Raw genomic sequence first — 20,867 nt, 5'->3', positions numbered from 1 at the left:
TGTCTACCGCCCAAACCGGAGGAAACGCGATGAAAAATGACCATCTCGACATGGACCGCGCCCGATCCGAGCTTTTGGCGGCGATCAAGCCGCATGTGCCCTTCGACGGCTGGTCGGAGCCTGCATTCAAGGAAGCTGTGGCCGATCTGGGCCTCGATCCGGGGCTGGCCCGGGTAATCTGTCCGCGCGGGGCGGTCGATCTGGCGGTGGCCTATCACCGCGAGGGCGATGCGGCGATGCTCAAGCGGCTGGAAGAGACGGATCTGTCGGGGCTCAAGTTCCGTGACCGAATCGCTGCCGCGGTTCGGTTTCGGCTGGAGGCGTCCGATGCGGAACTGGTGCGCAGGGGCGCGGCCATCTTCGCGCTGCCGCAAAATGCCGCGACCGGGTCGAAGCTGATCTGGGAGACCTGCGACAGGATCTGGAACGTGCTGGGCGATCAGAGCCGCGACTATAACTGGTACACGAAACGGATGACGCTCTCGGGGGTCTATTCCGCGACCGTGCTCTATTGGATGGGCGACGAGAGCGAGGGACATGCCGACACCTGGGCCTTCCTCGACCGTCGCATCGAAGGCGTGATGCAGTTCGAGAAGGTCAAGGGGGCGGCCTTGAAGCTGCCGATCCTGCCGAAGATCCTCAGCGGCATCCGCGCGCCGAAAGCCATGGATGACATGCCGGGCAGGGAGGCGCATTGATGGACGCCTTCGAGATGCCGACCGAGATGCGCTGTATCGAGATTTCCGAACCCGGCGGGCCTGAGGTTCTGACTGAGGCACGCCGTGCCGTGCCCGTGCCGGGCCATGGCGAGATCCTGATCGAAGTGGCCTATGCCGGGGTGAACCGCCCCGATGCGCTGCAACGCGCAGGCGCCTACAAGGCGCCGCCCGGAGCGTCTGACCTGCCGGGGCTGGAATGTTCGGGACGCGTTGCGGCGCTCGGGCCGGGGGTGACGGGCTGGTCTGTGGGCGATCAGGTTTGTGCGTTGCTGCCCGGCGGCGGTTACGCCGAGTTCGCGACCTGCCCGGCGGAGCATGCCTTGCCCGTTCCGGTCGGGGTGGACCTGAAATCGGCGGCCTGCCTGCCCGAGACCTGCTTCACGGTCTGGTCGAATGTGGTGATGCGCGGCGGGCTGAAGGCGGGGGAGCGGTTCCTCGTGCATGGCGGATCGAGCGGCATCGGCACCACCGCGATCCAGATCGCTAAGGCGCTGGGGGCGCGGGTCTTCACCACCGCTGGCAGCCCGGAGAAATGCGCGGCCTGCGAGGAGTTGGGCGCGACCGCGATCAACTACAAGACGGGCGATTTCGTCGATGTGCTGCGTGCCGAGGGGGGCGCGAACCTTGTGCTCGACATGGTCGGCGGGTCTTATATCGCGCGCAATATCAAGGCGATGGCCGATGACGCGCGGATGGTCTTCATCGCGTTTCTCGAAAGCCCCAAGGCCGAGATCAACTTCGCGCAGGTGATGCTGCGGCGGCTGACGATCACCGGCTCGACGCTGCGCCCGCAATCGGATGCGGCGAAGGCCGAGATCGCGCGGCAGCTGCTTGGGCAGGTCTGGCCGATGGTGAGCGCGGGCAAGCTGCGGGTCATTCACGACAGCACCTTCCCGCTGGCCGAAGCCGCGGCGGCCCATGCGCGGATGGAGAGCAGCCAGCATATTGGCAAGATCGTGATGGAGGTGAAGGGCGGCTGAGCTTTTCGCGGGCCCGCGCGATCCCCATATTTCAGGGACATGACCGGAAAGGAGACGACCATGAGCAAGGGGACGTTCGAATTTTTCACCGGCTATCCCACCGATGTTCTGGCTTTCGAGGCCGTGGGTGTAATCGACGCCGCGGCCTATGAAACGCAGCTGATCCCGGCGGTCGAGGCGAAGATCGCGGCCGAGGGCCGAGTCAAGCTCCTCTATGTTCTGGGCGATCGGTTCGAGGGCTTCACGATGGGGGCGGCCTGGGATGACACCAAGCTCGGGTTCTCGCATCTGGGCGATTTCGGTGCCTTGGCGGTGGTGACGGATACCGACTGGATCCGGCACGGGACGAAGCTCTTCATGCCGCTCGTGCCTGCGCCGCTGCGGGTCTTCCATCTGGCGGAGCTCGAGGACGCGAAGGCGTGGATGCGCGAAGCCGGCCGAGCGGAGGAAGACCATTCGCACGACACGGCGGCGACGCGGAAGCTCTCGACGCTGGAAGACAAGATCCCGCCGGGTGCCTGAGCCTCAGCGCACCTTTTCCATCAGCGCGTCGCGCATCCGGCAATCGCGGATCGTGTCGGCCCCGCAGGTGCGCGGCTCGAGATCCTTCGTCAGGCAGATGCGGGCTTCCTGAATGCGGCCTGCCTTGCAGGTGATGGTGATCTCGTCGGCGTCCAACCCGGGATTGGTCTCGAGAAAGGCCTGTTCGACCACCTTGGCGGGCAGCTTCACGTCTCGTTCGAGATGGGCGAGCACGTCGGGGATCTTGATGCTCTCATAGGCGCGGCGTTCGAGCGCGAAGTAATCCGCCGCCGACAGCCCCGAGCAGCGCCCGTGCTTCTTCCATTCATACCATGCCAGACCCGGCGCGCCGGTCAGATCCTCCATCGCCGCCGTCTGTTGGCGCGAGGGGTCGCGATGCGGCGTGCGGCAGAAGCTGGGCCAGCCGGTCTCGTATTGCGGCCAGAGCCCGTGCAGCACGAAGGAATAGTCATGCCTGGGGTCACATTGCGGCGAGTTGCGCGCGTCGCCTTCGAGCGCGCACCACGTGGGCGACCAGCTGAGTGACAGGACATAATAGTCGAAATCGCCTGCGCGCTCGCCTTCGGCCAACGCGGGCGAGAGCGCGGCGGAGGCAGCCAGAAGCGCTGCTGCGAGGAGGCCCTGTTTGTGCATTTTCTCTTTTCTCCCGACGCGCAATTGACTATATGAGGCGGCAATTCCCCTTCCAGAAATGGACCGCGGCAGGGAATTCCCGCGCCGCAGCCGATTTCTCGGCCCGGGAGAGATATGTAAAGGATGGCTGCAATGACGAACAAGCCCCTGATGGCAAAGGCCACCGCCGTGTGGCTGGTGGACAATACGACGCTCAGCTTCAAGCAGATCGCGGATTTCTGCGGCATGCACGAGCTGGAAGTGCAGGGCATCGCCGATGGTGACGTGGCCGCCGGCGTCAAGGGCTTCGACCCGATCGCTTCGAACCAGCTCGACCAGTCGGAGATCGACAAGGCCGAGAAGGATCCGCTGCACAAGCTCAAGCTGAAGTTCAACAAGGCGGCGCTGGGTGAAGACAAGCGCCGTGGCCCGCGCTATACGCCGCTCTCGAAGCGTCAGGACCGTCCGAACGCGATCCTGTGGCTGGTGAAGTTCCACCCCGAGCTGGCCGATGCGCAGATCGCCCGTCTCGTAGGCACCACCAAGCCCACGATCCAGTCGATCCGCGAGCGCACCCACTGGAACATCCAGAACATGACCCCGATCGATCCGGTTGCGCTGGGTCTGTGCCGTCAGTCGGAACTGGACATGGAAGTGCAGAAGGCCGCGAAGAAGGCTGCCGCCGATGGCGTGATGAGCGATGACGAGCGTCGCAAACTGGTCTCGACCGAGCAGTCGCTTGGCATGCCGGACGAGCCGCGCCTGCCTTCGGCCATCGCGGGTCTGGAGAACTTCACCTCCTCGGATCTTCGCGAAGACAACGAGGGAGAAGAGAAGCAGGACTACTCGGACGCGGACAGCTTCTTCAACCTGCCCGACAGCGACGAGGATGACGAGGACGACGACAAGTAAGTCGCCCCGGCAAACCGTGATCAGGGCCGCGCCTTCGGGTGCGGCCTTTTTCGTTGGCGCGCTCTGGACAGGGCCGGGGCGTGGCGCGATGCTCGCGCGGGAAAGAGTGGAGGAGCACATGCCGGATTTCGCGACCTATCCGAGCCTGAAGGGCAAGAGCATCATCGTTACCGGGGGCGCCTCGGGGATCGGGGCGCTGATCGTCGAGAGCTTTGCCGCGCAAGGCGCGCGGGTCGGGTTTCTCGATCGCGATGCCGAGGCGAGCGCGGCGCTGGCGGGGCGTCTCGACGGGGTGGCGTTCGAGCTCTGCGATCTGCGCGATATCGCGGCGATGAAGGCGGCTTTGGCGGATTTGCGTGCCAAGATCGGCCCGGCCGATGTGCTGGTGAACAACGCCGCGCGCGACGACCGCCACGACTGGCGCGAGATTGATGTCGACTATTGGGACGAGCGGCAGAATACAAACCTGCGCCACATGTTCTTCGCGATCCAAACCGTCGCGCCGGACATGATCGCGAAAGGGGCGGGCTCGATCATCAATATGGGGTCGAATTCCTGGTGGGAGGCGGGCGCGGGCTTTCCGGCCTATGCGACGGCCAAGGCCGCCGTGCACGGGTTGACGCGGACGATGGCGCGCGAGCTGGGCGGGCATCGGATCCGGGTGAATACGGTCGTGCCGGGATGGATCATGACGGATCGGCAGAAGACGCTCTGGGCCACGCCCGAGGCGCTGGAGGATCATCGGCGCAAGCAATGCCTGCCCGACCTGATCCAGCCCGAATATGTCGCGCGGATGGTGCTTTTCCTCGCCTCGGACGACGCGGCGATGTGCACGGCGAGCAATTTCATGGTCGAGGCAGGTTCGATCTAATCGACCTCGCGGGCGTCGGCCCCGGAGTTGTCGGCCTCGCTAACTTCGGGCAAGTCGATCTCGGATAGCTCGGTTTCGAGGAACTTCTCGAAGGCGTCGAAATCGAGAGGCTCGAACTGGCCGAAGCCCTGAATCCATGTAGTCGCCGCAGCCATCGAGATCGGCTCGAGCTTGCACCACTTCACCCGGCCACGCTTTTCCTGAGAGATCAGGCCGGCATTGGTCAGGATCGCAAGGTGCTTCGACACGGCGGCAAGCGACATCTCGAAGGGCTCGGCCACATCCGTCACCGCCATGTCGTCCTCGAGCAACATCGTCAGGATCGCCCGCCGGGTCGGGTCGGCGAGGGCGGCGAAGATCGCATCGAGAGAAGGCGGAGCGGGCGGCAACATGGCCAAGTGATGGGGCTTTCGTGAAAAAACGTCAACCGATCGGTTGAATATGCGATTGCTCGCATTTGCGTGAGCTTTGCGCGGGGCTGGAATCGCGGTGTTTTTCAAAACCTTTCATTTTCAATGGCTTGCATGATGAAAAAGGTGATCCATACGGAATTGACTCGCGAGGGGGGCGCGGCTATCACGGCTGAGACCTGAGTGGGGGCCAAACCATGCCTGATCACCGCTCCGACGAGCCCGATCCCGAGCGCCTCGCCGCGCTGGAGAAGAAGCTTGCGGCAGTGAGAAAGGCGCAGGAGCCGCCTCCGCAACGTGCCGATCATCATCTGTCCCAGGCGAATATGGCCTGGCGTATGGTGATCGAAATGGTTTCGGGGCTGGGGATCGGCTTCGGCATCGGATACGGGCTTGATGTGCTGATTGGCACGATGCCTTGGATGATGGTGCTGTTCACGCTTCTCGGGCTCACGGCGGGGGTGAAGGTGATGCTTCGCTCTGCCAAGGAAATGAACGAAGAGCGTGCGGCCGAGATGGCCGATGAAGAGGAAGACGAACGTGGCAAATCTTGAACAGGAAATGCGCAATGAGCTGGTTTTCCACCCGATGGACCAGTTTATCGTTAAGCCTCTCTTCGGGGAGGGCCCTGTCCACTGGTACACGCCCACGAACGCGACGCTGTGGATGGCTGTCGCCGTGGCGGCGATCTTCTTCATGCTGGTGATCGGCACCCGCGGCCGCGCCGTGGTCCCGAGCCGCGCCCAGTCGATCGCCGAACTCGCTTACGGCTTCATTCACAAGATGGTCGAGGACGTGGCCGGCAAGGACGCGCTGAAGTTCTTCCCCTATATCTTCACGCTCTTCCTGTTCATCGTGTTCTCGAACTTCCTCGGCCTGCTGCCGCGCGCTTTCACCACGACCTCGCATATCGCTGTGACTGCGGTCCTCGCGATCATGGTGTTCGTGACCGTGACGGTCGTCGGCTTCGTCAAGAACGGCGCGGGCTTCCTGAGCCTATTCTGGGTCTCTTCGGCACCGCTCGCGCTGCGTCCGATCCTTGCGATCATCGAACTGATTTCCTACTTCGTGCGCCCCGTCAGCCACTCCATTCGTCTTGCGGGCAACATGATGGCTGGCCACGCGGTTATGAAAGTGTTCGCCGCCTTCGCGCCGCTGATCCTGTTCTCGGGCGTCGGCATCGCCGTCACCCCGCTGTCGATCCTCGCGATCACCGCGATGTACGGGCTCGAAGTTCTCGTGGCCTTCATCCAGGCCTATGTCTTCACGATCCTGACCTGCGTCTACCTGCGTGACGCACTGCACCCGGCACACTGACCGGGTAACGGATCGAACCGCTTCACAAAGTTTCTGCCACTTCCAACCTCAAGGAGTACGACAATGGAAGGCGATATCGTTCAAATGGGTGCTTACATCGGCGCTGGCCTGGCCTGCATGGGCATGGGTGGCTCGGCTATCGGTGTGGGCAACGTTGCCGGCAACTTCCTGTCGGGCGCTCTGCGCAACCCGTCGGCGGCCGCTGGCCAGACCGCGACCCTCTTCATCGGCATCGCTTTCGCGGAAGCGCTCGGGATCTTCTCGTTCCTCGTCGCGCTGCTGCTGATGTTCGCCGTCTGATCCAACACGCTTTTCCTTGAGGGCGGGTGGGCTCATTCGGAGCCCATCCGTGACCCGCAAGGGGATTTGTGATCAGGGTCGAGGGACGACATGGCAAGCGAAACGCAAGATATGGCGCACGCAGCCGCTGACGCGGCCCATGGCGCTGCAGGTGCTGCACATTCCGCTGACGCGGGCGGCATGCCTCAGCTCGACTTCTCGAGCTTCCCGAACCAGATCTTCTGGCTTCTGGTCGCTCTGGTCGCGATCTACTGGCTGCTGTCGCGCATCGCGCTGCCCCGGATCGAGGCGGTCCTCGCCGATCGTCAGGGCACGATCGCGGGCGACATCGCCGCAGCCGAGGATTTCAAGCGCAAGGCCGAAGAGGCCGAAGCCGCTTACGAGAAGGCGCTGGCCGATGCCCGCGCTCAGGCTCAGAAGATCGCCGGCGAGACCCGGGCCGAGATCCAGAAGGACCTCGACGCCGCTATCGCCAAGGCCGATGCCGAGATCGCGGCCCGTTCCGCGGAATCGGAAGCGCGTATCGCGGAGATCCGCGACGGTGCGATGGCTGCGGTCGATCAGGTCGCAAAGGATACCGCTGGCGAGATCGTCGCGGCGCTCGGTGGCAAGGCGGATGCCAACTCCATCAACGCGGCTGTCGATACGCGGCTGAAAGGGTAAGATGATGAAGAAACTTTCGCTTCTCCTCCTCCCGCTCGCCGTTGCCCAGCCCGCTTTCGCGGCATCGGGTCCGTTCTTTTCGCTGTGGAACACGAACTTCATCGTGACCATCGCCTTCATCCTCTTCGTGGGGATCATCCTTTGGGCGAAGGTTCCGGGCATGTTGGGCAAGATGCTCGACAAGCGCGCGGACAATATCCGTGGCGATCTCGACGAAGCCCGCAAGCTGCGCGACGAGGCACAGGCGATCCTGGCGACTTACGAGCGCAAGGCACGTGAAGTGCAGGGCACGGCCGACGAGATCGTCGCCGCCGCCAAGCGCGATGCGGAAGCTGCGGCAGAGAAAGCCAAGGAAGATCTGAAGGTCTCGATCCAGCGTCGCCTGAAAGCCGCTGACGAGCAGATCGCCTCGGCTGAAGCCCACGCGCTCAAAGAGGTCAAGGATCGCGCCGTTTCGGTCGCCGTGGCCGCCGCTGGCGAGGTGCTCGCCAAGCAGCTGACCGCGAAGGATCGGGCCGCGATGATCGACGCCTCGCTGGGCGAAGTCGAGCAGCGTCTCAACTGATCTTTCCCGAACGGGTAAGTTACGAAAACCCCGGTCCATGTGGCCGGGGTTTTTGCTTGGGCGCTCCCGCAGGGATGTGGGTGTCCGACGAGATGGGCGGGCGCGTCGCGGGGGCAGAGGGTTTGGCGCGACGCGACGGTCCTACTTCATGACCTTGTGCTGAAGACGCAGTTTTGCCGTCGCTTCGTTGCGCTCGGCCCGGCGCATCGCCGACATTTCTTCCTCGACGAAGTTCATATGGGCGGCCACCGCCTTGCGTGCGGCCGCCGGATCGCGGCGCTGGATCGCTTCGTTCATCGCGCGGTGCTGGTCGAGCAGCTTGCCGCGTGTCGCACGGTTCCGGAACATGATCGAGCGGTTGTAGAAGACGCCCTCGGCCAGGAGATCGAACATCGCACGCATCATGTGGATCATGATGACGTTGTGGCTCGCCTCGATGATTGCCATGTGAAACTGCGCGTCGAGCTGCGCTTCTTCTGCTGGGTTGCGCTTGCTGTGGGCGGCTTCCATTTGCTCGAAAAGTGTCTGGATCACCTGTAGATCGGTGGCGGAGCCGCATTGAGCAGCACGTTCAGCCGCGAGCCCCTCCATGTCCCGGCGAAACGAGATGTAATCGAACAGTGCCTGATCGTTGCTCGCGAAGAGCCGGATCAGGGCAGGGGAGAATGCGGAGTCGAGCACGTCCGCAACGAAGATCCCCGCGCCGGCGCGCGTCGTCAGAAGTCCCGCCTCCTGCAACTCGGAGACGGCCTCGCGCAGGCTGGGGCGAGACACGCCGAGACGGTCGGAAAGCTCGCGCTCCGAGGGAAGGCGCTCGCCCGGGCGCAGGATCCCTTGCAGGATCAATTCCTCGATCTGGCGCACGACCGCGCTGGCGAGCTTTTCGGATTCAATCTTCTGAAACGGCATTTCCCCCTCCATGTGGTCAAGATGTATGACCGGACAGGGGGGGTAGGCAATAAAAAAGGCCGGGTTTCCCCGGCCTTTCGAGCATCTGCGATGGCTTTATCGCGTGGGGCGGATGATGAATTCCACCCGGCGGTTCGCCTGACGCCCCTCGGCGGTCAGGTTGCTCGCAATCGGCTGGTCCTCACCACGTCCGATCGGCAGGACGCGATAGCTCGGCACGCCCGCATTGACGAGGATGCTTGCCACCGATTGTGCGCGCTGGCGCGAGAGCCGCATGTTATAGGCGGCGTCGCCCGTGTTGTCGGTATGTCCGATGACCTCGACGGTGGTGTCCGGGTAGCGGTTGAGGCTGCCCGCCAGCGTGTAGAGATCGCGCTGGAGGTCGGGGCGCACGGCGGCGCTGTCGGTGGCGAAGAGCACGTCTTGCGGCATCGTCACGATCAGTTGGTCACCCGAGCGCACCACGCTCACGCCGTTGGTCGTAAGGTCGCGGCGCAGTTCGGCCGCCTGTCTGTCGAGCTGGCTGCCGATGGCACCGCCGACAAGGCCGCCGACGATGGCGCCCGCGGCCGCCTTGGTCAGCTTCTCGTCGCCCTTGCGGGTCGCGCCGATGGCGCCGCCGATCAGCGCGCCGGTGATGGCGCCTGCATTGCGGTTTGCGTTGGGATCGGATTCGTTGGCCGGGACGCAGGCGCTCAGCGCGATCGCGGCGGCGGCCCCAAACAGGATCGTCTTGGTCTTGAGAAGGGTGGTCATTGCTCTGTCTCTGCCTTGTCTCATCGCCTCCCTCAGAGGCTTGCGCAAAGCATACGCTTAAAATTCAAGCTTGTTCCATGGCGATTTCAGATCGCGCGAAATTCCGCCCATCACGTTTTGGGCAGTGTTTCGCGACCGGTTTCCGGCAACGGTTGCTGATCCGCATCGGCGCGCGCGGCCTCCCAGCCGAGGATCGCGCGCTTGACGCCAAGGCCCCAGTGGTAGCCTCCGAGCCCGCCGGATTTGCGCAAGGCGCGGTGGCAGGGGATCAGGAAGGAGATCGGATTTCGGCCAATCGCGGTTCCGACCGCGCGCACGGCCTTCGGGTTGCCGATCGCCTCGGCGATGTCGGAATAGGTGGTGACGTGGCCGGTTGGAATGGCGAGCAGCGCCTCCCAGACCTTGATCTGAAACGGCGCCCCGATCAGCGTCAGCCGCGCCTCGCCGCGTCGGGCGAAGGCGGCATCGACCCAAGGGCGCAGCGGCTCGGGGTCTTCGGTGAAACGGGCCTCGGGCCAGCGCCGCGCGAGATCTTCGAAGGCCGCGCGCTCGCCCATTTCGGCGGTGAAGGCAAGACCACAAAGCCCTTGCTCGGTGCCCATCGCTATGGTGGGGCCGAAGGGACTGTCGAAGCGGCCCCAGCGGATCGTTACCCCGTCGCCACCGCGCGCGAAGGCGCCCGGCGTCATCGCCTCCCAACGCAGCACGAGATCATGCAGCCGCCCCGTGCCCGAAAGACCCGCGCGGTCGGCAACCTCTTCGAGCGGCAAGCGACGGGTGAGCAGCTCGCGGATGAAATCGAGCGTGAGATATTGCTGGTAGCGTTTCGGTGAGACACCTACCCAGGCCGAGAAGAGCCGCTGGAAATGCGCGGGGCTCATCGAGAGCCGCTCTGCCAGCGCGTCGAGCGCGAGCGTCTCGCCTGCGGCCTGTGCGGCGTCGATCTCGGCCAAAGCGCGGGCGATGACCTGATAGTGATAGCGCGCGGAGATGTCGTCCTGTGCGGTCATGGTCGGGCCTTTCTGTTGCCCCGATCCTAGGGCGGAGAACGCCCTCGCGCGACCCGAAAGCTGCGCATCTAGGCTGCGAGACCCGTGCGCTTGTCGTTATTGAGGTGCAAGATGGCCTCGACTTCCCACGGAGCGAGCCAGCTTCGCGCGGCCTGGCGGTGCAACGCGCCGAGTTGCGGACCAAGCGCGGAGCGGATTTCAGGAGGCAAGAGCGAGGCATAGGCGCGATCGGCATGGACCGCGCCGAGCCAGAGCCCGCCCGCCGAGATGATCTCGGGCGCGTCGAAGAGGAGCGAGTAGAGCACATGGCGATCGGCCGGGGCCGCAGGCGTCAGCGTGCGGGCGGGGGCGAGCATTTCCGGCGCGCCGAACCACAGATCGAGCTGGGCGCTGGCCAGCAAGAGCCCGGTCGCGGGGCCCAGCAGCAGATCCTGATCGGGTTGGGCCGTGCCGAAAGCGCCCGTCGCGATACGGCGGGGGCGGCAGGTTTCTGGCGCGCCCACGGGCAAGACATGCTGGCCCAGCCAGAGCAGCGGCTGATAGCCGTGATCGCGGGTCAGCACCCTGTCGCCGGAGCGCAGCCAGTCGATCGGTTGGGGGCCGGCCTCGGTCGCGACCATGGTGCCTGCGCCAAGCGTGGGGATCATCGCAATTTCTTGCGGACTTGCCTCGCGACCAGAGGACCAGTCGGGCTGCGCGACGGGATAGCCATGGCCGGGTGCAAGCCATTCCGAAGGGATGAAGAGCATCAGCTCCCCCCCGATTTCGATCCGGTCGAGGCGGATCGCGTGTTCGGGCCCGTCAAGGATCACCGGCAGATCCGCCTCAAGCGTACCTTGCGCGATTTCGCGGCCAGCCGGGTCGATCAGCCGGACCTGCGTGCTGCCGGGAGGTCCGGAGACGATGCGCCACAGATCCGTGCCATGGTCGAAATCCGGCGCCAGTCGCCAGCAGTTGCGGACCCAGTCATGTTGCAGGCTGCCCGGCGGGTAACCGAATTCCATCGCGCCCATCCCTTCTCTCATCGCCGCCACTTTGGCGCGGGCAGGGCAAAGAGGCGGTTAATCGGACCGCGACCAATTGCTTTCAATTTTCGCCAATTCCACCGTGACCGCGGGCCGCTCTTGCCCTCCGGGCGTGCGGGGGGCAAAAGAGCTCATGGTCAAGCAGTTCGATTATGCCACGATGAAAGAGGTCTTCGCGCGGTTCGAAGCCTCCGAGCCCCATCCCAAGGGGGAGCTCGAACATGTCAACGCCTACACGCTGGTGGTGGCCGTGGCGCTGAGCGCGCAGGCGACCGATGCTGGGGTGAACAAGGCCACGCGCAAGCTTTTCGCGATCGCGGATACGCCCGAGAAGATGCTGGAGCTGGGCCTTGAAGGTGTGACCGAGCACATCAAGACGATTGGTCTGTTCCGCCAGAAGGCGAAGAACGTCATCAAGCTCAGCCAGATCCTCGTCGATCAGTATAACGGTGAGGTGCCGTCGTCTCGCGCGGCGCTGCAATCGCTTCCGGGCGTGGGGCGCAAGACCGCCAATGTCGTGCTGAACATGTGGTTCGGGCACCCGGCACAGGCGGTCGATACGCATATCTTCCGCGTCGGCAATCGCACCGGCATCTGCCCGGGCAAGGATGTCGATGCGGTCGAGCGCGCCATCGAGGACAACGTACCCGTCGAATACCAGCGCCACGCCCATCACTGGCTGATCCTGCACGGCCGTTATATCTGCGTGGCGCGCAAACCCAAATGCAAGGCCTGTCCGATCGCGGACCTGTGCCAGTTTGAGGAGAAAACCCTTTGAAACAGTATCAGGTCGTCGGCATCGGCAATGCCGTCGTGGACGTGATCGCGCAATGCGATGACAGCTTTCTCGAGCATATGGGGATCGAGAAAGGGATCATGCAGCTGATCGAGCGTGAACGCGGCGAGACGCTCTACGGCGCGATGAAGGAACGCACGCAGGCGCCGGGCGGCTCGGTCGGCAACACGATCGCGGGTCTGGGCAATCTGGGGCTGACGACCGCGTTTATCGGGCGCGTGCGCGACGACACGCTGGGCCGGTTCTACGAGGCGGCTTTGCATGGCGAGGGCACGGATTTTCCGAACCCGCCGGTGAAGGATGGCGAGTTGCCGACCTCGCGTTCGATGATTTTCGTGACGCCCGATGGCGAGCGGTCGATGAACACCTACCTTGGCATTTCGGCGGAGGTCTCGACCGAGGATGTCAGTCTCGAGGTGGTCGAGAACACACAGATTCTGTTCCTCGAAGGCTACCTCTTCGACAAGGATCATGGAAAGGCCGCGTTCCTGAAGGCGGCGCAGGGCTGTCACCGGGGCGGTGGCAAGGCGGGGATCGCGCTGTCGGACCCGTTCTGTGTCGATCGTCACCGCGCCGATTTCCGCCGTCTGGTGCGTGACCAGATGGATTACGTGATCGGCAATCAGCACGAGTGGGAATCGCTCTACCAGACCGATCTGGAAGCGGCGCTGAAACAGGCGGCGGCAGAGTGCGAGATGGTGGTCTGCACGCGCTCGGGCGATGACGTGGTGCTGATCCGGGGCGAGGAGCGGGTGAGCGTCCCGGTCAAGCGCGTGGTGCCGGTCGATGCCACCGGCGCTGGCGATCAGTTCGCGGCCGGGTTCCTCTATGGCTATGCGACGGGGCAGAGCCTCGCGACGGCGGGCAAGATGGGCTGTATCGCGGCGGCCGAAGTGATCGGCCACTATGGCGCGCGTCCCGAGGTGGATGTGAAGGCGCTTTTCGCCAGTCAGGGGCTCATCTGAGCCCGGTCAGGCGCGCCCCGCCATGGGGGCGCGCCGCACGCCTTAGCGCATCAGCAGCATCGGGCCGAGCGGACGCCCTGCAAGGATATGCAGGTGGTAATGCGGCACTTCCTGCACGCCATTCTCGCCCGCATTGGTGATCGCGCGGAAGCCCTCGCCGCCATGTCCCGGCCCTGCGCCGATCATCTTGCAGATCTCGGCCACGGCGCGGTGAAAATCGACGATCTCGGCATCGCTCGCCTCGGCGCAGAAATGATCGAGGGTCACGTAGGGCCCTTTCGGGATCACCAGCACATGATCGGGCGCTTTCGGCGCGATGTCGCGGAAGGCCAGCGTGTGCTCGGTCTCGAGAACGGTGTCGTTCGGGATCTCGCCGCGCAGAATTTTCGCGAAGATGTTCTGGTCGTCATATTGATAGGGCATGGCGGGGGTCCTCAGTCGCGGAAGATGTAATCGAGTTCGGCCAATTCCTGCGCCATATCCGAGGGGATGTCGAGCGCATGGGCCAGGGCGCGGGCGTTGTCCTCGAGGTCTCCGCCTTCGCGCATGAGCGCGTAATTCTCGAACTCGGCATCGCGGATCTGTTCGGATTCGTGGGCGAGATCGGCGCGGATCGTGGGCAGGACCTTCTCGAGCACATGGGGCGGCGTGTTCTCGCCCGCGAGCCCCACGCGCTGCGCATGGCCCGCGAGATAGTCATCCGAAAAGTGGCATTCGATTTCGAGCAAGCGGGTCTGGCAGCGATCCGAGACGAAATCCTTGATCACCGGCAGGGACGCGGGATCGACGCAAAGCACCATCCGGTCGGCCTTGTGATAGTCGAAGAGCATCCGCATCAGTGCCCGGCGGTGGCGGTTGCGTTTTTCCTGGTTCGTCTCGATCCCGCCGAGATCGGGCAGCGGGCCCATTTCGTTGAAGACATAGTCGAGCGCGGGGACATGGCTGCGTTTGCGCAGCTCGGCCAACAAGCGTTTGGCGACGTGCCATTTCTTGCAGATCACGAGGATCAGCGTGCGCTCGCGGCCAAGCGTCGCCTCCGCCTCCCAGAAGCGCGGGCCAAAGCGGCGCCCGATCCGCCCGCGCGCGGTGAGGAAACGGTGCAGCTCGCGCCCCTCGTTCGAGATCGCGAAATCCTTGCCCTCTTCGTGCCAGAGCGCACCCAGGCGGTCCTTCAACTCGGTCGCCTCTGGGCTGATCTTGCGCGCGAAGAGATAGTCCTGGGACAGCAGAAGGTCGTAGTGGTCGTTATAGAAATTCGCCGGCATCCCGTAATCGGTGAACATCAGGAAGGTCAGCGTGCGGGTGCGGATCTCGTTTTCGGGCACAAGATGGCGCACGATGGTCTGGAAGAAGGTCTCGTCCGGGATCCACGTGGTGCGGAAGAAGCGCATCACATCGGGGCGGTCCTTGATGAAATCGAGAACCCATTCGATCGTGCGTCGGCGCAGGCACCACCATTGCGAGCCGATCATCATTTGAAGATCCGAGGGCACCTCGCGCGCGAGATTGAAGCGCTTCTGCATCTCGTAGCTGAAATAGAACCGCTTGGGCTGGGTGCGCTCGTTGAACCAGTGGCGATAGATCAGCCGGTCTTCCTTCATCCCGGTCTTGATCCAGCCCGAGCTGTGGAAGTCGAAGCTCTCGATATAATCGACCTCCTCGGCGTCGAGGAAGCGATGCGCGTATTCGGCCGATTTGATCTGCATGCAATCGCCCGAGAGCATGTAGAAATGGGTCGCGCGGGGAAAGTCCTGTTCGGCAGCCCTCACCGCCTCGAGTGTGGCCGCGACGAGGCTCCATGCGCCCCAGCCGCATTTGATCCGCTTCTTTGCGAAGGTCACATTCGGGTTGCCATCGAGCGCCTCGCGCAGCATCGCGTAATGGGCGGGCTTGGCGCGGGCGTCGAAATGGATCGCCACATAATCGCCCGTCGCGGTCAGCCGCTCGGCCTGGGCGATGATACCCTCGGGATCCTTGTGAGTGAGCAGAATGAAGGCGATTCGGGCCATGAGGGAAACGATGTGGCGGCTCTTGTGGCGATTATCCGTCTTGTTACCGTCAATGTACGTTGAAAAGACAGGATTTCTTTGCTCTTTAGGGCATATTTATTACGACTGCGCTACCCGAGCCGGAACAGGGCGCTCTTGGAGGAAGACGAATGGGATTTCCCGGAACCTGGATGACCGAGAGCGAGAGCGTCGTCTATCGCGTGGTGCCCAAATGCGCCTGCTCGTCGATCGGCCAGATCATGTTCTATTCCGATCACGGCCGGTTCTTCGATGGCGATATCCACGATTCCAAGACAGGCCTGCACAAGTGGTCGCAGGAGGAAAGCCAGAAGCCGATTTCCGAGAATGTCAGCGCGCACAAGAGTTACGCCTTCACCTGCGTGCGCAATCCCTATCAGCGCATCCTGTCGTCCTTCTTCGACAAGATCGCTGGCATCCAGCGCAACGGCAAACGCTATCGCGGTAACCTCGTGCCGCAGCTGATACAGAAATACGGGATCGAGGTCGGCTCGCCCGAGGACAATTTCGATTTCGACCAGATTGCCTCGTTCCGCCGCTTCCTGCTGTTCGCGCGCGACACGATCCGCTGGCGCCGCCCGATGGAGCCTGACATCCACTGGTCGGCCATGTCGGGCCATATCGCGACGTTCATCGTGAATGGCGGGCGCTACGACAACATCTTCTTCACCGAGAAATTCAACGAAGGGATGCAGTCGGTGCTCGACCATATCGAGACCCCGGTGAAAGTTGATCTCGCCAAGGTGCCGCGGTTCAACGAATCCGAAGGGCATGGCCCGAAGCGCGCCCATAAGGTGAGCGAGTATTTCGACGACCTCTCGCGTCACCTGATCTGGGAAATCTACAAGAAGGATTTCCAGCTGTTCCAATACGACTTCGACGATCCGGACAACAAGATGCCGATCGGAGAGGTCGATCTCGACGAGGTTCACGCCAAGCTGGGCGATTGATCACCAGCGCTTGAGCGCGTCCTCGTCCTCGTCTTTCGCCGCAACCCATGCGGTGCCCTCGGGACCGTGTTCCTTCTTCCAGAACGGCGCGCGGGATTTCAGGTAATCCATCAGGAATTCGGCTGCCTCGAAGGCGGCGACCCGGTGGCGGGCGGCGGTGGCGACCATCATGATCTGCTCGCCCACGCCGAGCCGTCCGTGGCGGTGAATGACGATCACATCGGCCAGTTTCCAGCGCTCGATCGCCTCGCCCACGATCTTCGCGATCGCGCGTTCGGTCATGCCGGGGTAGTGCTCGAGCTCGAGCGCCTCCATCGCGCCGGTGTCGTCGCGCACGATGCCGGTGAAGCTGACAACGGCGCCCACATCCTCTCGCCCTATGCCGAAACCGGCCATCTCGACGCCCAGATCGAAGGGCTCGGCCTGAACGGAAATCTTCATCTCAGCCGCCCGTCATCGGCGGGAAGAAGGCCACCTCGCGCACGCCTTCGAGCGATGCGTCGAACTCGGCCAGATCCTGATCGAGCGCCACGCGCAATGCCGTGAGATCGGCAAAGGCCGCCTCATAACGCGGTTCGCGCGCTTTCAGCTCTTCGACGAGATCGGCAACCGTCGCGGCCTGCGTCTCGACGGTTTCGCGTGGCAGACCGATGCGCTCGCGCACCCAGGCGAAGTAGAGAACGTCAATCATGCCCGGGCTCCTTCAGATAGGGCAGGGCTTTGCGGAAATAATCCCAGCCGGTAATCGCGGTGAGGATGGCGGCGATCCAGACCAGCGCGAGGCCCACATGGGTCGCGATATCCGCAAGGCTCGCCCCCGTCGGGATATCGCCTTCGCCTGCGCGCGGTGCGCGTCCTTGCTCGAGATAGGCGAGGCCGGTTCCCAGAAAGAGAATGGCGATGGCCACCATCTGCGCGGTGGTCTTCCACTTGGCGAGCTTCGTTACCCGCAGCCGCCCGGCATCCGCGCCCAGAAATTCGCGCAGCCCAGAGACGAAGACCTCGCGGAAGAGGATCACGGTGGCGGGCAGGATCAGCCAGGGGTTCATCCCCGAATAGCCCGTCAGGACCACCAGCGCGATCACCACCATCGCCTTGTCGGCAATCGGGTCGAGCATCGCGCCGAACTTGCTCTCCTGTTTCCAGGCCCGCGCCAGATAGCCGTCGAACCAATCCGTGATCGCCGCGCCGATGAACAGCGCCAGCGCGAACCAATCGGCCCAGGGGCGCGAGAAATAGAGGAACATGACCGCCACACCGGGGGCAGCCAGGAGCCTGAGCACGGTCAGGATATTGGGAAGCGTCCATCTCATGGGAGGCAACCTAACGGCGCGGTTCAAAAAGCGGAAGAGGGCGCGTTAACGGGTCGCGGGGTCGCGATAGTCATGTGTCCGGCCGTTACGGTCGGTGACGCGCCAATGGCCGGGGCTGTCCCCTTGGGTGAAATGGTCCGCGGTGATCGGAACCTTGCCGTGGCCGCCGGGGATGTCGAGGACGTAATTCGGCAGCATCGTGCCCGAGCAGCGGCGGCGCAACTCGGCCATCAGCGTTCGACCCTCGGTGATGGTGGTGCGGAAATGCGAGGTGCCGCGCGCAAGGTCGCAATGGTGCAGGTAATAGGGTTTGACGCGGAGCTTCGTGAGGGCGCGGAGTAGGGTTTCCAACGCATCGGCGCTGTCGTTGATCCCGCGCAGCAGCACCGTTTGCGAGAGCATCGGAATGCCGTGATCGACGAGCCGCGCGATGGCGGTACGGGCAGTGGGTGTGAGTTCCTGCGCGTGATTGGTGTGCAGCACGATCCATGCGGTCGGCGCTGCGCGGAGGATATGGCAAAGCGTGTCGGTGATCCGCTCGGGTGCGACCACCGGGACGCGGGTATGCAGTCGGATCTGGTCGAGATGCGGGATCGTCGAGAGGCGTTCCAGCACCGATGCGAGCCTGCGGGTCGAGAGCGTCAGCGGATCGCCCCCGGTCAGGATCACCTCGCGGATCGCCGGGGTCGCGGCGATATAATCGAGAGCGGCGGTCAGTTGATCTTCGGGCAGCGGGCCGGTCTCGCCCACGGTTTCGCGGCGGAAGCAGAAGCGACAATAGACATCGCAGGTCTTCGTGATGTGCAAGATCACGCGGTCTGGGTAGCGATGGGTCAGCCCCGGCACCGGGGAATGCGCGTCATCGCCGATCGGGTCTTCCAGTTCTTCGGGGCGGGTGGTCAGTTCCTTTGCCGAGGGGACGAATTGCGCGGCGACCGGATCGGCAGGCTCGGCAATCGCGCCGCGCATCTCGGGCGTGACGCGGATGCGGAATTCCTCGGCCACGCGCTCCAGATCAGCGCGTGCCTCGGGCGCGGTCAGCCCGTCGCGTTCCAGATCGTACACGCGGGTCCGCGCGCGGGGTTGGCGGCTGTGATCGGTCATCTCAGCCCTTCTCGTTGAAGAAATTGTGAATCGTCTCGGCCATCGCCTCGGAGATCCCGTCGACCTCCATCAGGTCGATCGGAGCCGCGCGGCTCACCGCCTTGGCCGAGCCGAAATGCGCGAGCAGCGCACGTTTGCGCGCCGCCCCGATGCCGGGGATTTCATCCAGCGGGTTCGCCATCTGCGCCTTGGCACGTTTCGCCCGGTGGGTGCCGATCGCCCAGCGGTGCGCCTCGTCGCGCAGGCGTTGGATGTAATAGAGCACGGGTGATTGCCGCGGCAGTGCGATTGGGCGCTGGCCGGTGCGGTGGAACTCTTCCTTGCCGTGGTCGCGGTCCACGCCCTTCGCGACGCCGACCATCGCGATGTCGCTCACACCCATTTCGTCCATGATCTCGCGCACCGCCGAGACCTGCCCCGCGCCGCCGTCGATCAGCAGAAGATCCGGCCAGGCGTCGGTCTGCCGCTCGGGGTCTTCCTTAAGCAGGCGCGTGAAACGGCGGGTCAGCACCTCTTTCATCATCCCGAAATCGTCGCCCGGGGTCAGGTCCGTGTTCTTGATGTTGAACTTGCGATACTGGCTCTTGATGAAGCCCTCGTGGCCCGCGACGATCATGCCGCCGACGGCATGGGCACCCTGGATATGCGAGTTGTCGTAGACCTCGATCCGGGCGGGCGGCTTCTCCAGCCCGAAGGCCTCGGCCACGCCCGCCAGCAGCTTCGCCTGTGCCGCAGATTCCGACATTTTGCGGCCAAGGCTCTCGCGGGCGTTGCGCGCGGCGTTTTCGACCAGCTCGGCCTTCTCGCCCCGCTGCGGCACCGCGATCTCCACCTTGCGCTCGGCGCGCTCGGACAGGAACTCGGCCAGCAGGTCCTCGTCCTCTACCGGATGCGACAGCAGCAGCAGCTTCGGCGGCGGGCGATGCGTGTAGAACTGCGCGATGAAGGCCTGCAGGATCTCGGGTGCCTCGGCACCGGAGCCCGTCTTCGGATAGAAGTCGTGATTGCCCCAGCTCTGGTTCGCACGGATGAAGAAGACCTGAACGCAGGCCTGCCCGCCCTCGAGATGCAGTGCGATCACATCGGCCTCGGGCACGGTGCGTGGGTTGATCCCCTGGCTTTGCTGCACATTCGTCAGCGCCTTGATCCGATCGCGCAACGCCGCGGCGCGCTCGAATTCCATCGCGTCCGAGGCGGTCTGCATCTGCTCGGCCAGTTCTCGCTGGATCGTGGTGGACTTGCCTTGCAGGAAGCGCTTCGCATCTTCGACCAGCTCGGCGTAATCGGCCTCGGAGATCTTGCCGACGCAAGGGCCGGAGCAACGCTTGATCTGGTATTGCAGGCAGGGCCGGGTGCGGCTGTCGAACATCGCGTCCGAGCAGTTGCGCAGCAGGAAGACGCGCTCGAGATGGTTGAGCGTGCGGTTCACCGCGCTGGCGCTGGCGAAGGGGCCGAAGTAATGCCCCTTCTCCTTACGCGCGCCGCGATGCTTCTTGATCATCGGGAACGGGTGATCGGTCGCGATCAGGATATTGGGGAAGCTCTTGTCGTCGCGCGCGAGCACGTTGTAGCGCGGTTTGAGTTGCTTGATCAGGTTCTGTTCAAGCAGCAGTGCCTCGGTCTCGGTGCGCGTGGTCAGGAACATCATCGAGGCGGTCTCGAAGATCATCCGCGCGATCCGCGCCGAGTGCCCCGAGGGCCGCGCATAGTTCGACACCCGCGCCTTCAGGTTGCGCGCCTTGCCGACATAAAGCACCTCGCCCTTCGCGTTCAGCATCCGGTAGACGCCGGGTGAGCCGTCGAGCCGCTTGAGGTAATCCGCGATCAGTGCATGACCCGTCAGCCCGTGCTGCGGGCGCGTCGCCGGGGCCGGGCTGAGAGTTTCGTCGCTGTGATCGTGGTCGTTCATGAGCAGGTTTCGATTCTCGGTTCTGGCTGCAATCTTACCCGCATGGGATCAAGAGGAAACATGTCCACCAATTCTGGGGATAACTCTGTTGGCAAATATGTGGGACAGGGAGGGCGGGCCTTAATATAAAGGCTATCAACCATTTTGCCCATTTTTTAGGCGCGAGAATAAGTCCCTGTTTTCCCAAAGAAAAATTTTTATCTTCGAGCAA

At 63.8% G+C, this 20,867-nt stretch carries 26 protein-coding genes; 13 read left to right on the top strand and 13 right to left on the bottom strand.

Annotation, left to right across the window (positions count from 1 at the left end; all coding sequences use genetic code 11):
• Nucleotides 1-29 precede the first annotated feature (29 nt).
• Genes BMG00_RS05515 through BMG00_RS05505 form a run of 3 tightly spaced genes read left to right on the top strand, consistent with a single transcriptional unit; the run spans nucleotide 30 to nucleotide 2,221 of the window.
• Nucleotides 30-698, top strand: a complete 669-nt coding sequence (locus BMG00_RS05515) for a COQ9 family protein (RefSeq protein ID WP_078573610.1) — start codon at nucleotides 30-32, stop codon at nucleotides 696-698.
• Between the two features lie 14 nt (nucleotides 699-712).
• Nucleotides 713-1,699 carry an NAD(P)H-quinone oxidoreductase gene (locus tag BMG00_RS05510; RefSeq protein WP_078574251.1) on the top strand — a complete coding sequence of 329 codons (987 nt, stop codon included), beginning with the start codon at nucleotides 713-715 and terminating at the stop codon, nucleotides 1,697-1,699.
• 60 nt (nucleotides 1,700-1,759) lie between these two features.
• Nucleotides 1,760-2,221 carry a SpoIIAA family protein gene (locus tag BMG00_RS05505; protein ID WP_158521683.1) on the top strand — a complete coding sequence of 154 codons (462 nt, stop codon included), beginning with the start codon at nucleotides 1,760-1,762 and terminating at the stop codon, nucleotides 2,219-2,221.
• Between the two features lie 3 nt (nucleotides 2,222-2,224).
• Here the strand turns inward: BMG00_RS05505 and BMG00_RS05500 are convergent, their stop codons facing one another.
• Nucleotides 2,225-2,875, bottom strand: a complete 651-nt coding sequence (locus tag BMG00_RS05500) for a ribonuclease T2 family protein (protein WP_078525218.1) — start codon at nucleotides 2,873-2,875, stop codon at nucleotides 2,225-2,227.
• A gap of 132 nt (nucleotides 2,876-3,007) precedes the next feature.
• On the opposite strand from BMG00_RS05500, the gene BMG00_RS05495 reads away from it, so the two are divergent.
• Both BMG00_RS05495 and BMG00_RS05490 read left to right on the top strand, forming a co-directional pair.
• Nucleotides 3,008-3,766 (top strand): DUF1013 domain-containing protein, encoded by a 759-nt coding sequence (locus BMG00_RS05495; protein WP_078573608.1) that lies wholly within the window; start codon nucleotides 3,008-3,010, stop codon nucleotides 3,764-3,766.
• 118 nt (nucleotides 3,767-3,884) lie between these two features.
• The gene (locus tag BMG00_RS05490) at nucleotides 3,885-4,637 is read left to right on the top strand and encodes an SDR family NAD(P)-dependent oxidoreductase (protein ID WP_078573607.1); all 753 of its coding nucleotides are present in this window, start codon (nucleotides 3,885-3,887) and stop codon (nucleotides 4,635-4,637) included.
• Here the strand turns inward: BMG00_RS05490 and BMG00_RS05485 are convergent.
• On the bottom strand, nucleotides 4,634-5,029 hold the full coding sequence (locus BMG00_RS05485; protein ID WP_078573606.1) for an ArsR/SmtB family transcription factor: 396 nt from the start codon (nucleotides 5,027-5,029) through the stop codon (nucleotides 4,634-4,636). The genes BMG00_RS05490 and BMG00_RS05485 overlap by 4 nt on opposite strands.
• Before the next feature lie 215 nt (nucleotides 5,030-5,244).
• Here BMG00_RS05485 and BMG00_RS05480 point away from each other — a divergent pair, with 215 nt between their 5' ends.
• From BMG00_RS05480 to BMG00_RS05460, 5 genes are all read left to right on the top strand, one after another.
• Nucleotides 5,245-5,601 carry an AtpZ/AtpI family protein gene (locus BMG00_RS05480; protein WP_078573605.1) on the top strand — a complete coding sequence of 119 codons (357 nt, stop codon included), beginning with the start codon at nucleotides 5,245-5,247 and terminating at the stop codon, nucleotides 5,599-5,601.
• 7 nt (nucleotides 5,602-5,608) lie between these two features.
• Entirely contained in the window at nucleotides 5,609-6,364 is a 756-nt protein-coding gene (locus tag BMG00_RS05475; RefSeq protein ID WP_245794999.1) for a F0F1 ATP synthase subunit A, read from the top strand.
• Between the two features lie 63 nt (nucleotides 6,365-6,427).
• Nucleotides 6,428-6,664 carry a F0F1 ATP synthase subunit C gene (locus BMG00_RS05470; protein ID WP_038066250.1) on the top strand — a complete coding sequence of 79 codons (237 nt, stop codon included), beginning with the start codon at nucleotides 6,428-6,430 and terminating at the stop codon, nucleotides 6,662-6,664.
• Between the two features lie 90 nt (nucleotides 6,665-6,754).
• Nucleotides 6,755-7,327 (top strand): F0F1 ATP synthase subunit B', encoded by a 573-nt coding sequence (locus BMG00_RS05465; RefSeq protein WP_078525208.1) that lies wholly within the window; start codon nucleotides 6,755-6,757, stop codon nucleotides 7,325-7,327.
• Nucleotides 7,328-7,331: 4 nt separating this feature from the next.
• Nucleotides 7,332-7,892: a F0F1 ATP synthase subunit B gene (locus tag BMG00_RS05460; protein WP_078527140.1), complete on the top strand. Its 561-nt coding sequence runs from the start codon at nucleotides 7,332-7,334 to the stop codon at nucleotides 7,890-7,892.
• 141 nt (nucleotides 7,893-8,033) lie between these two features.
• On the opposite strand, the gene BMG00_RS05455 is transcribed toward BMG00_RS05460, so the two are convergent.
• From BMG00_RS05455 to BMG00_RS05440, 4 genes are all read right to left on the bottom strand, one after another.
• Nucleotides 8,034-8,801, bottom strand: a complete 768-nt coding sequence (locus tag BMG00_RS05455) for a FadR/GntR family transcriptional regulator (RefSeq protein WP_078525206.1) — start codon at nucleotides 8,799-8,801, stop codon at nucleotides 8,034-8,036.
• 96 nt (nucleotides 8,802-8,897) lie between these two features.
• Nucleotides 8,898-9,557, bottom strand: a complete 660-nt coding sequence (locus BMG00_RS05450; RefSeq protein WP_078573604.1) for a YiaD family glycine zipper/OmpA-like lipoprotein — start codon at nucleotides 9,555-9,557, stop codon at nucleotides 8,898-8,900.
• Nucleotides 9,558-9,667: 110 nt separating this feature from the next.
• Complete coding sequence (locus BMG00_RS05445; protein ID WP_078573603.1) at nucleotides 9,668-10,567, bottom strand: methylated-DNA--[protein]-cysteine S-methyltransferase; 900 nt, start codon at nucleotides 10,565-10,567, stop codon at nucleotides 9,668-9,670.
• Between the two features lie 68 nt (nucleotides 10,568-10,635).
• The gene (locus BMG00_RS05440) at nucleotides 10,636-11,592 is read right to left on the bottom strand and encodes a Hint domain-containing protein (protein ID WP_078573602.1); all 957 of its coding nucleotides are present in this window, start codon (nucleotides 11,590-11,592) and stop codon (nucleotides 10,636-10,638) included.
• A gap of 133 nt (nucleotides 11,593-11,725) precedes the next feature.
• Between BMG00_RS05440 and nth the strand changes: the two genes are divergently transcribed.
• Nucleotides 11,726-12,370 (top strand): endonuclease III, encoded by a 645-nt coding sequence (nth, locus tag BMG00_RS05435; RefSeq protein WP_078573601.1) that lies wholly within the window; start codon nucleotides 11,726-11,728, stop codon nucleotides 12,368-12,370.
• Nucleotides 12,367-13,353, top strand: a complete 987-nt coding sequence (locus tag BMG00_RS05430; protein WP_078573600.1) for an adenosine kinase — start codon at nucleotides 12,367-12,369, stop codon at nucleotides 13,351-13,353. Before nth ends, BMG00_RS05430 begins: the two co-directional genes overlap by 4 nt.
• Before the next feature lie 42 nt (nucleotides 13,354-13,395).
• Here the strand turns inward: BMG00_RS05430 and BMG00_RS05425 are convergent, their stop codons facing one another.
• On the bottom strand, nucleotides 13,396-13,776 hold the full coding sequence (locus BMG00_RS05425) for an HIT domain-containing protein (protein WP_078573599.1): 381 nt from the start codon (nucleotides 13,774-13,776) through the stop codon (nucleotides 13,396-13,398).
• An 11-nt stretch (nucleotides 13,777-13,787) separates the two neighbouring features.
• Entirely contained in the window at nucleotides 13,788-15,362 is a 1,575-nt protein-coding gene (locus tag BMG00_RS05420; protein WP_078573598.1) for a DUF5928 domain-containing protein, read from the bottom strand.
• A 149-nt stretch (nucleotides 15,363-15,511) separates the two neighbouring features.
• Here BMG00_RS05420 and BMG00_RS05415 point away from each other — a divergent pair, with 149 nt between their 5' ends.
• The gene (locus BMG00_RS05415; protein WP_078573597.1) at nucleotides 15,512-16,330 is read left to right on the top strand and encodes a sulfotransferase family protein; all 819 of its coding nucleotides are present in this window, start codon (nucleotides 15,512-15,514) and stop codon (nucleotides 16,328-16,330) included.
• Here BMG00_RS05415 and BMG00_RS05410 read toward each other — a convergent pair whose 3' ends face one another.
• From BMG00_RS05410 to uvrC, 5 genes are read right to left on the bottom strand one after another with little or no spacing between them, the layout of a single operon-like run.
• Entirely contained in the window at nucleotides 16,331-16,771 is a 441-nt protein-coding gene (locus BMG00_RS05410) for a molybdenum cofactor biosynthesis protein MoaE (protein ID WP_078525188.1), read from the bottom strand.
• 1 nt (nucleotide 16,772) lies between these two features.
• Nucleotides 16,773-17,021 carry a molybdopterin converting factor subunit 1 gene (gene moaD, locus BMG00_RS05405; protein WP_078525186.1) on the bottom strand — a complete coding sequence of 83 codons (249 nt, stop codon included), beginning with the start codon at nucleotides 17,019-17,021 and terminating at the stop codon, nucleotides 16,773-16,775.
• Entirely contained in the window at nucleotides 17,014-17,643 is a 630-nt protein-coding gene (pgsA, locus tag BMG00_RS05400; RefSeq protein ID WP_078525184.1) for a CDP-diacylglycerol--glycerol-3-phosphate 3-phosphatidyltransferase, read from the bottom strand. Before pgsA ends, moaD begins: the two co-directional genes overlap by 8 nt.
• A gap of 45 nt (nucleotides 17,644-17,688) precedes the next feature.
• A complete protein-coding gene (locus tag BMG00_RS05395) occupies nucleotides 17,689-18,747 on the bottom strand; it encodes a lysine-2,3-aminomutase-like protein (RefSeq protein WP_078573596.1) in 1,059 nt (352 codons plus the stop codon).
• A gap of 1 nt (nucleotide 18,748) precedes the next feature.
• Entirely contained in the window at nucleotides 18,749-20,656 is a 1,908-nt protein-coding gene (gene uvrC, locus BMG00_RS05390; RefSeq protein ID WP_078573595.1) for an excinuclease ABC subunit UvrC, read from the bottom strand.
• Nucleotides 20,657-20,867 lie beyond the last annotated feature (211 nt).

This window comes from Thioclava marina, assembly GCF_002020135.1.
GTDB classification, from domain to species: domain Bacteria; phylum Pseudomonadota; class Alphaproteobacteria; order Rhodobacterales; family Rhodobacteraceae; genus Thioclava; species Thioclava marina.
Note: the sequence above shows the minus strand (reverse complement) of the source record. Positions and strands in the feature narration are given on the sequence as shown.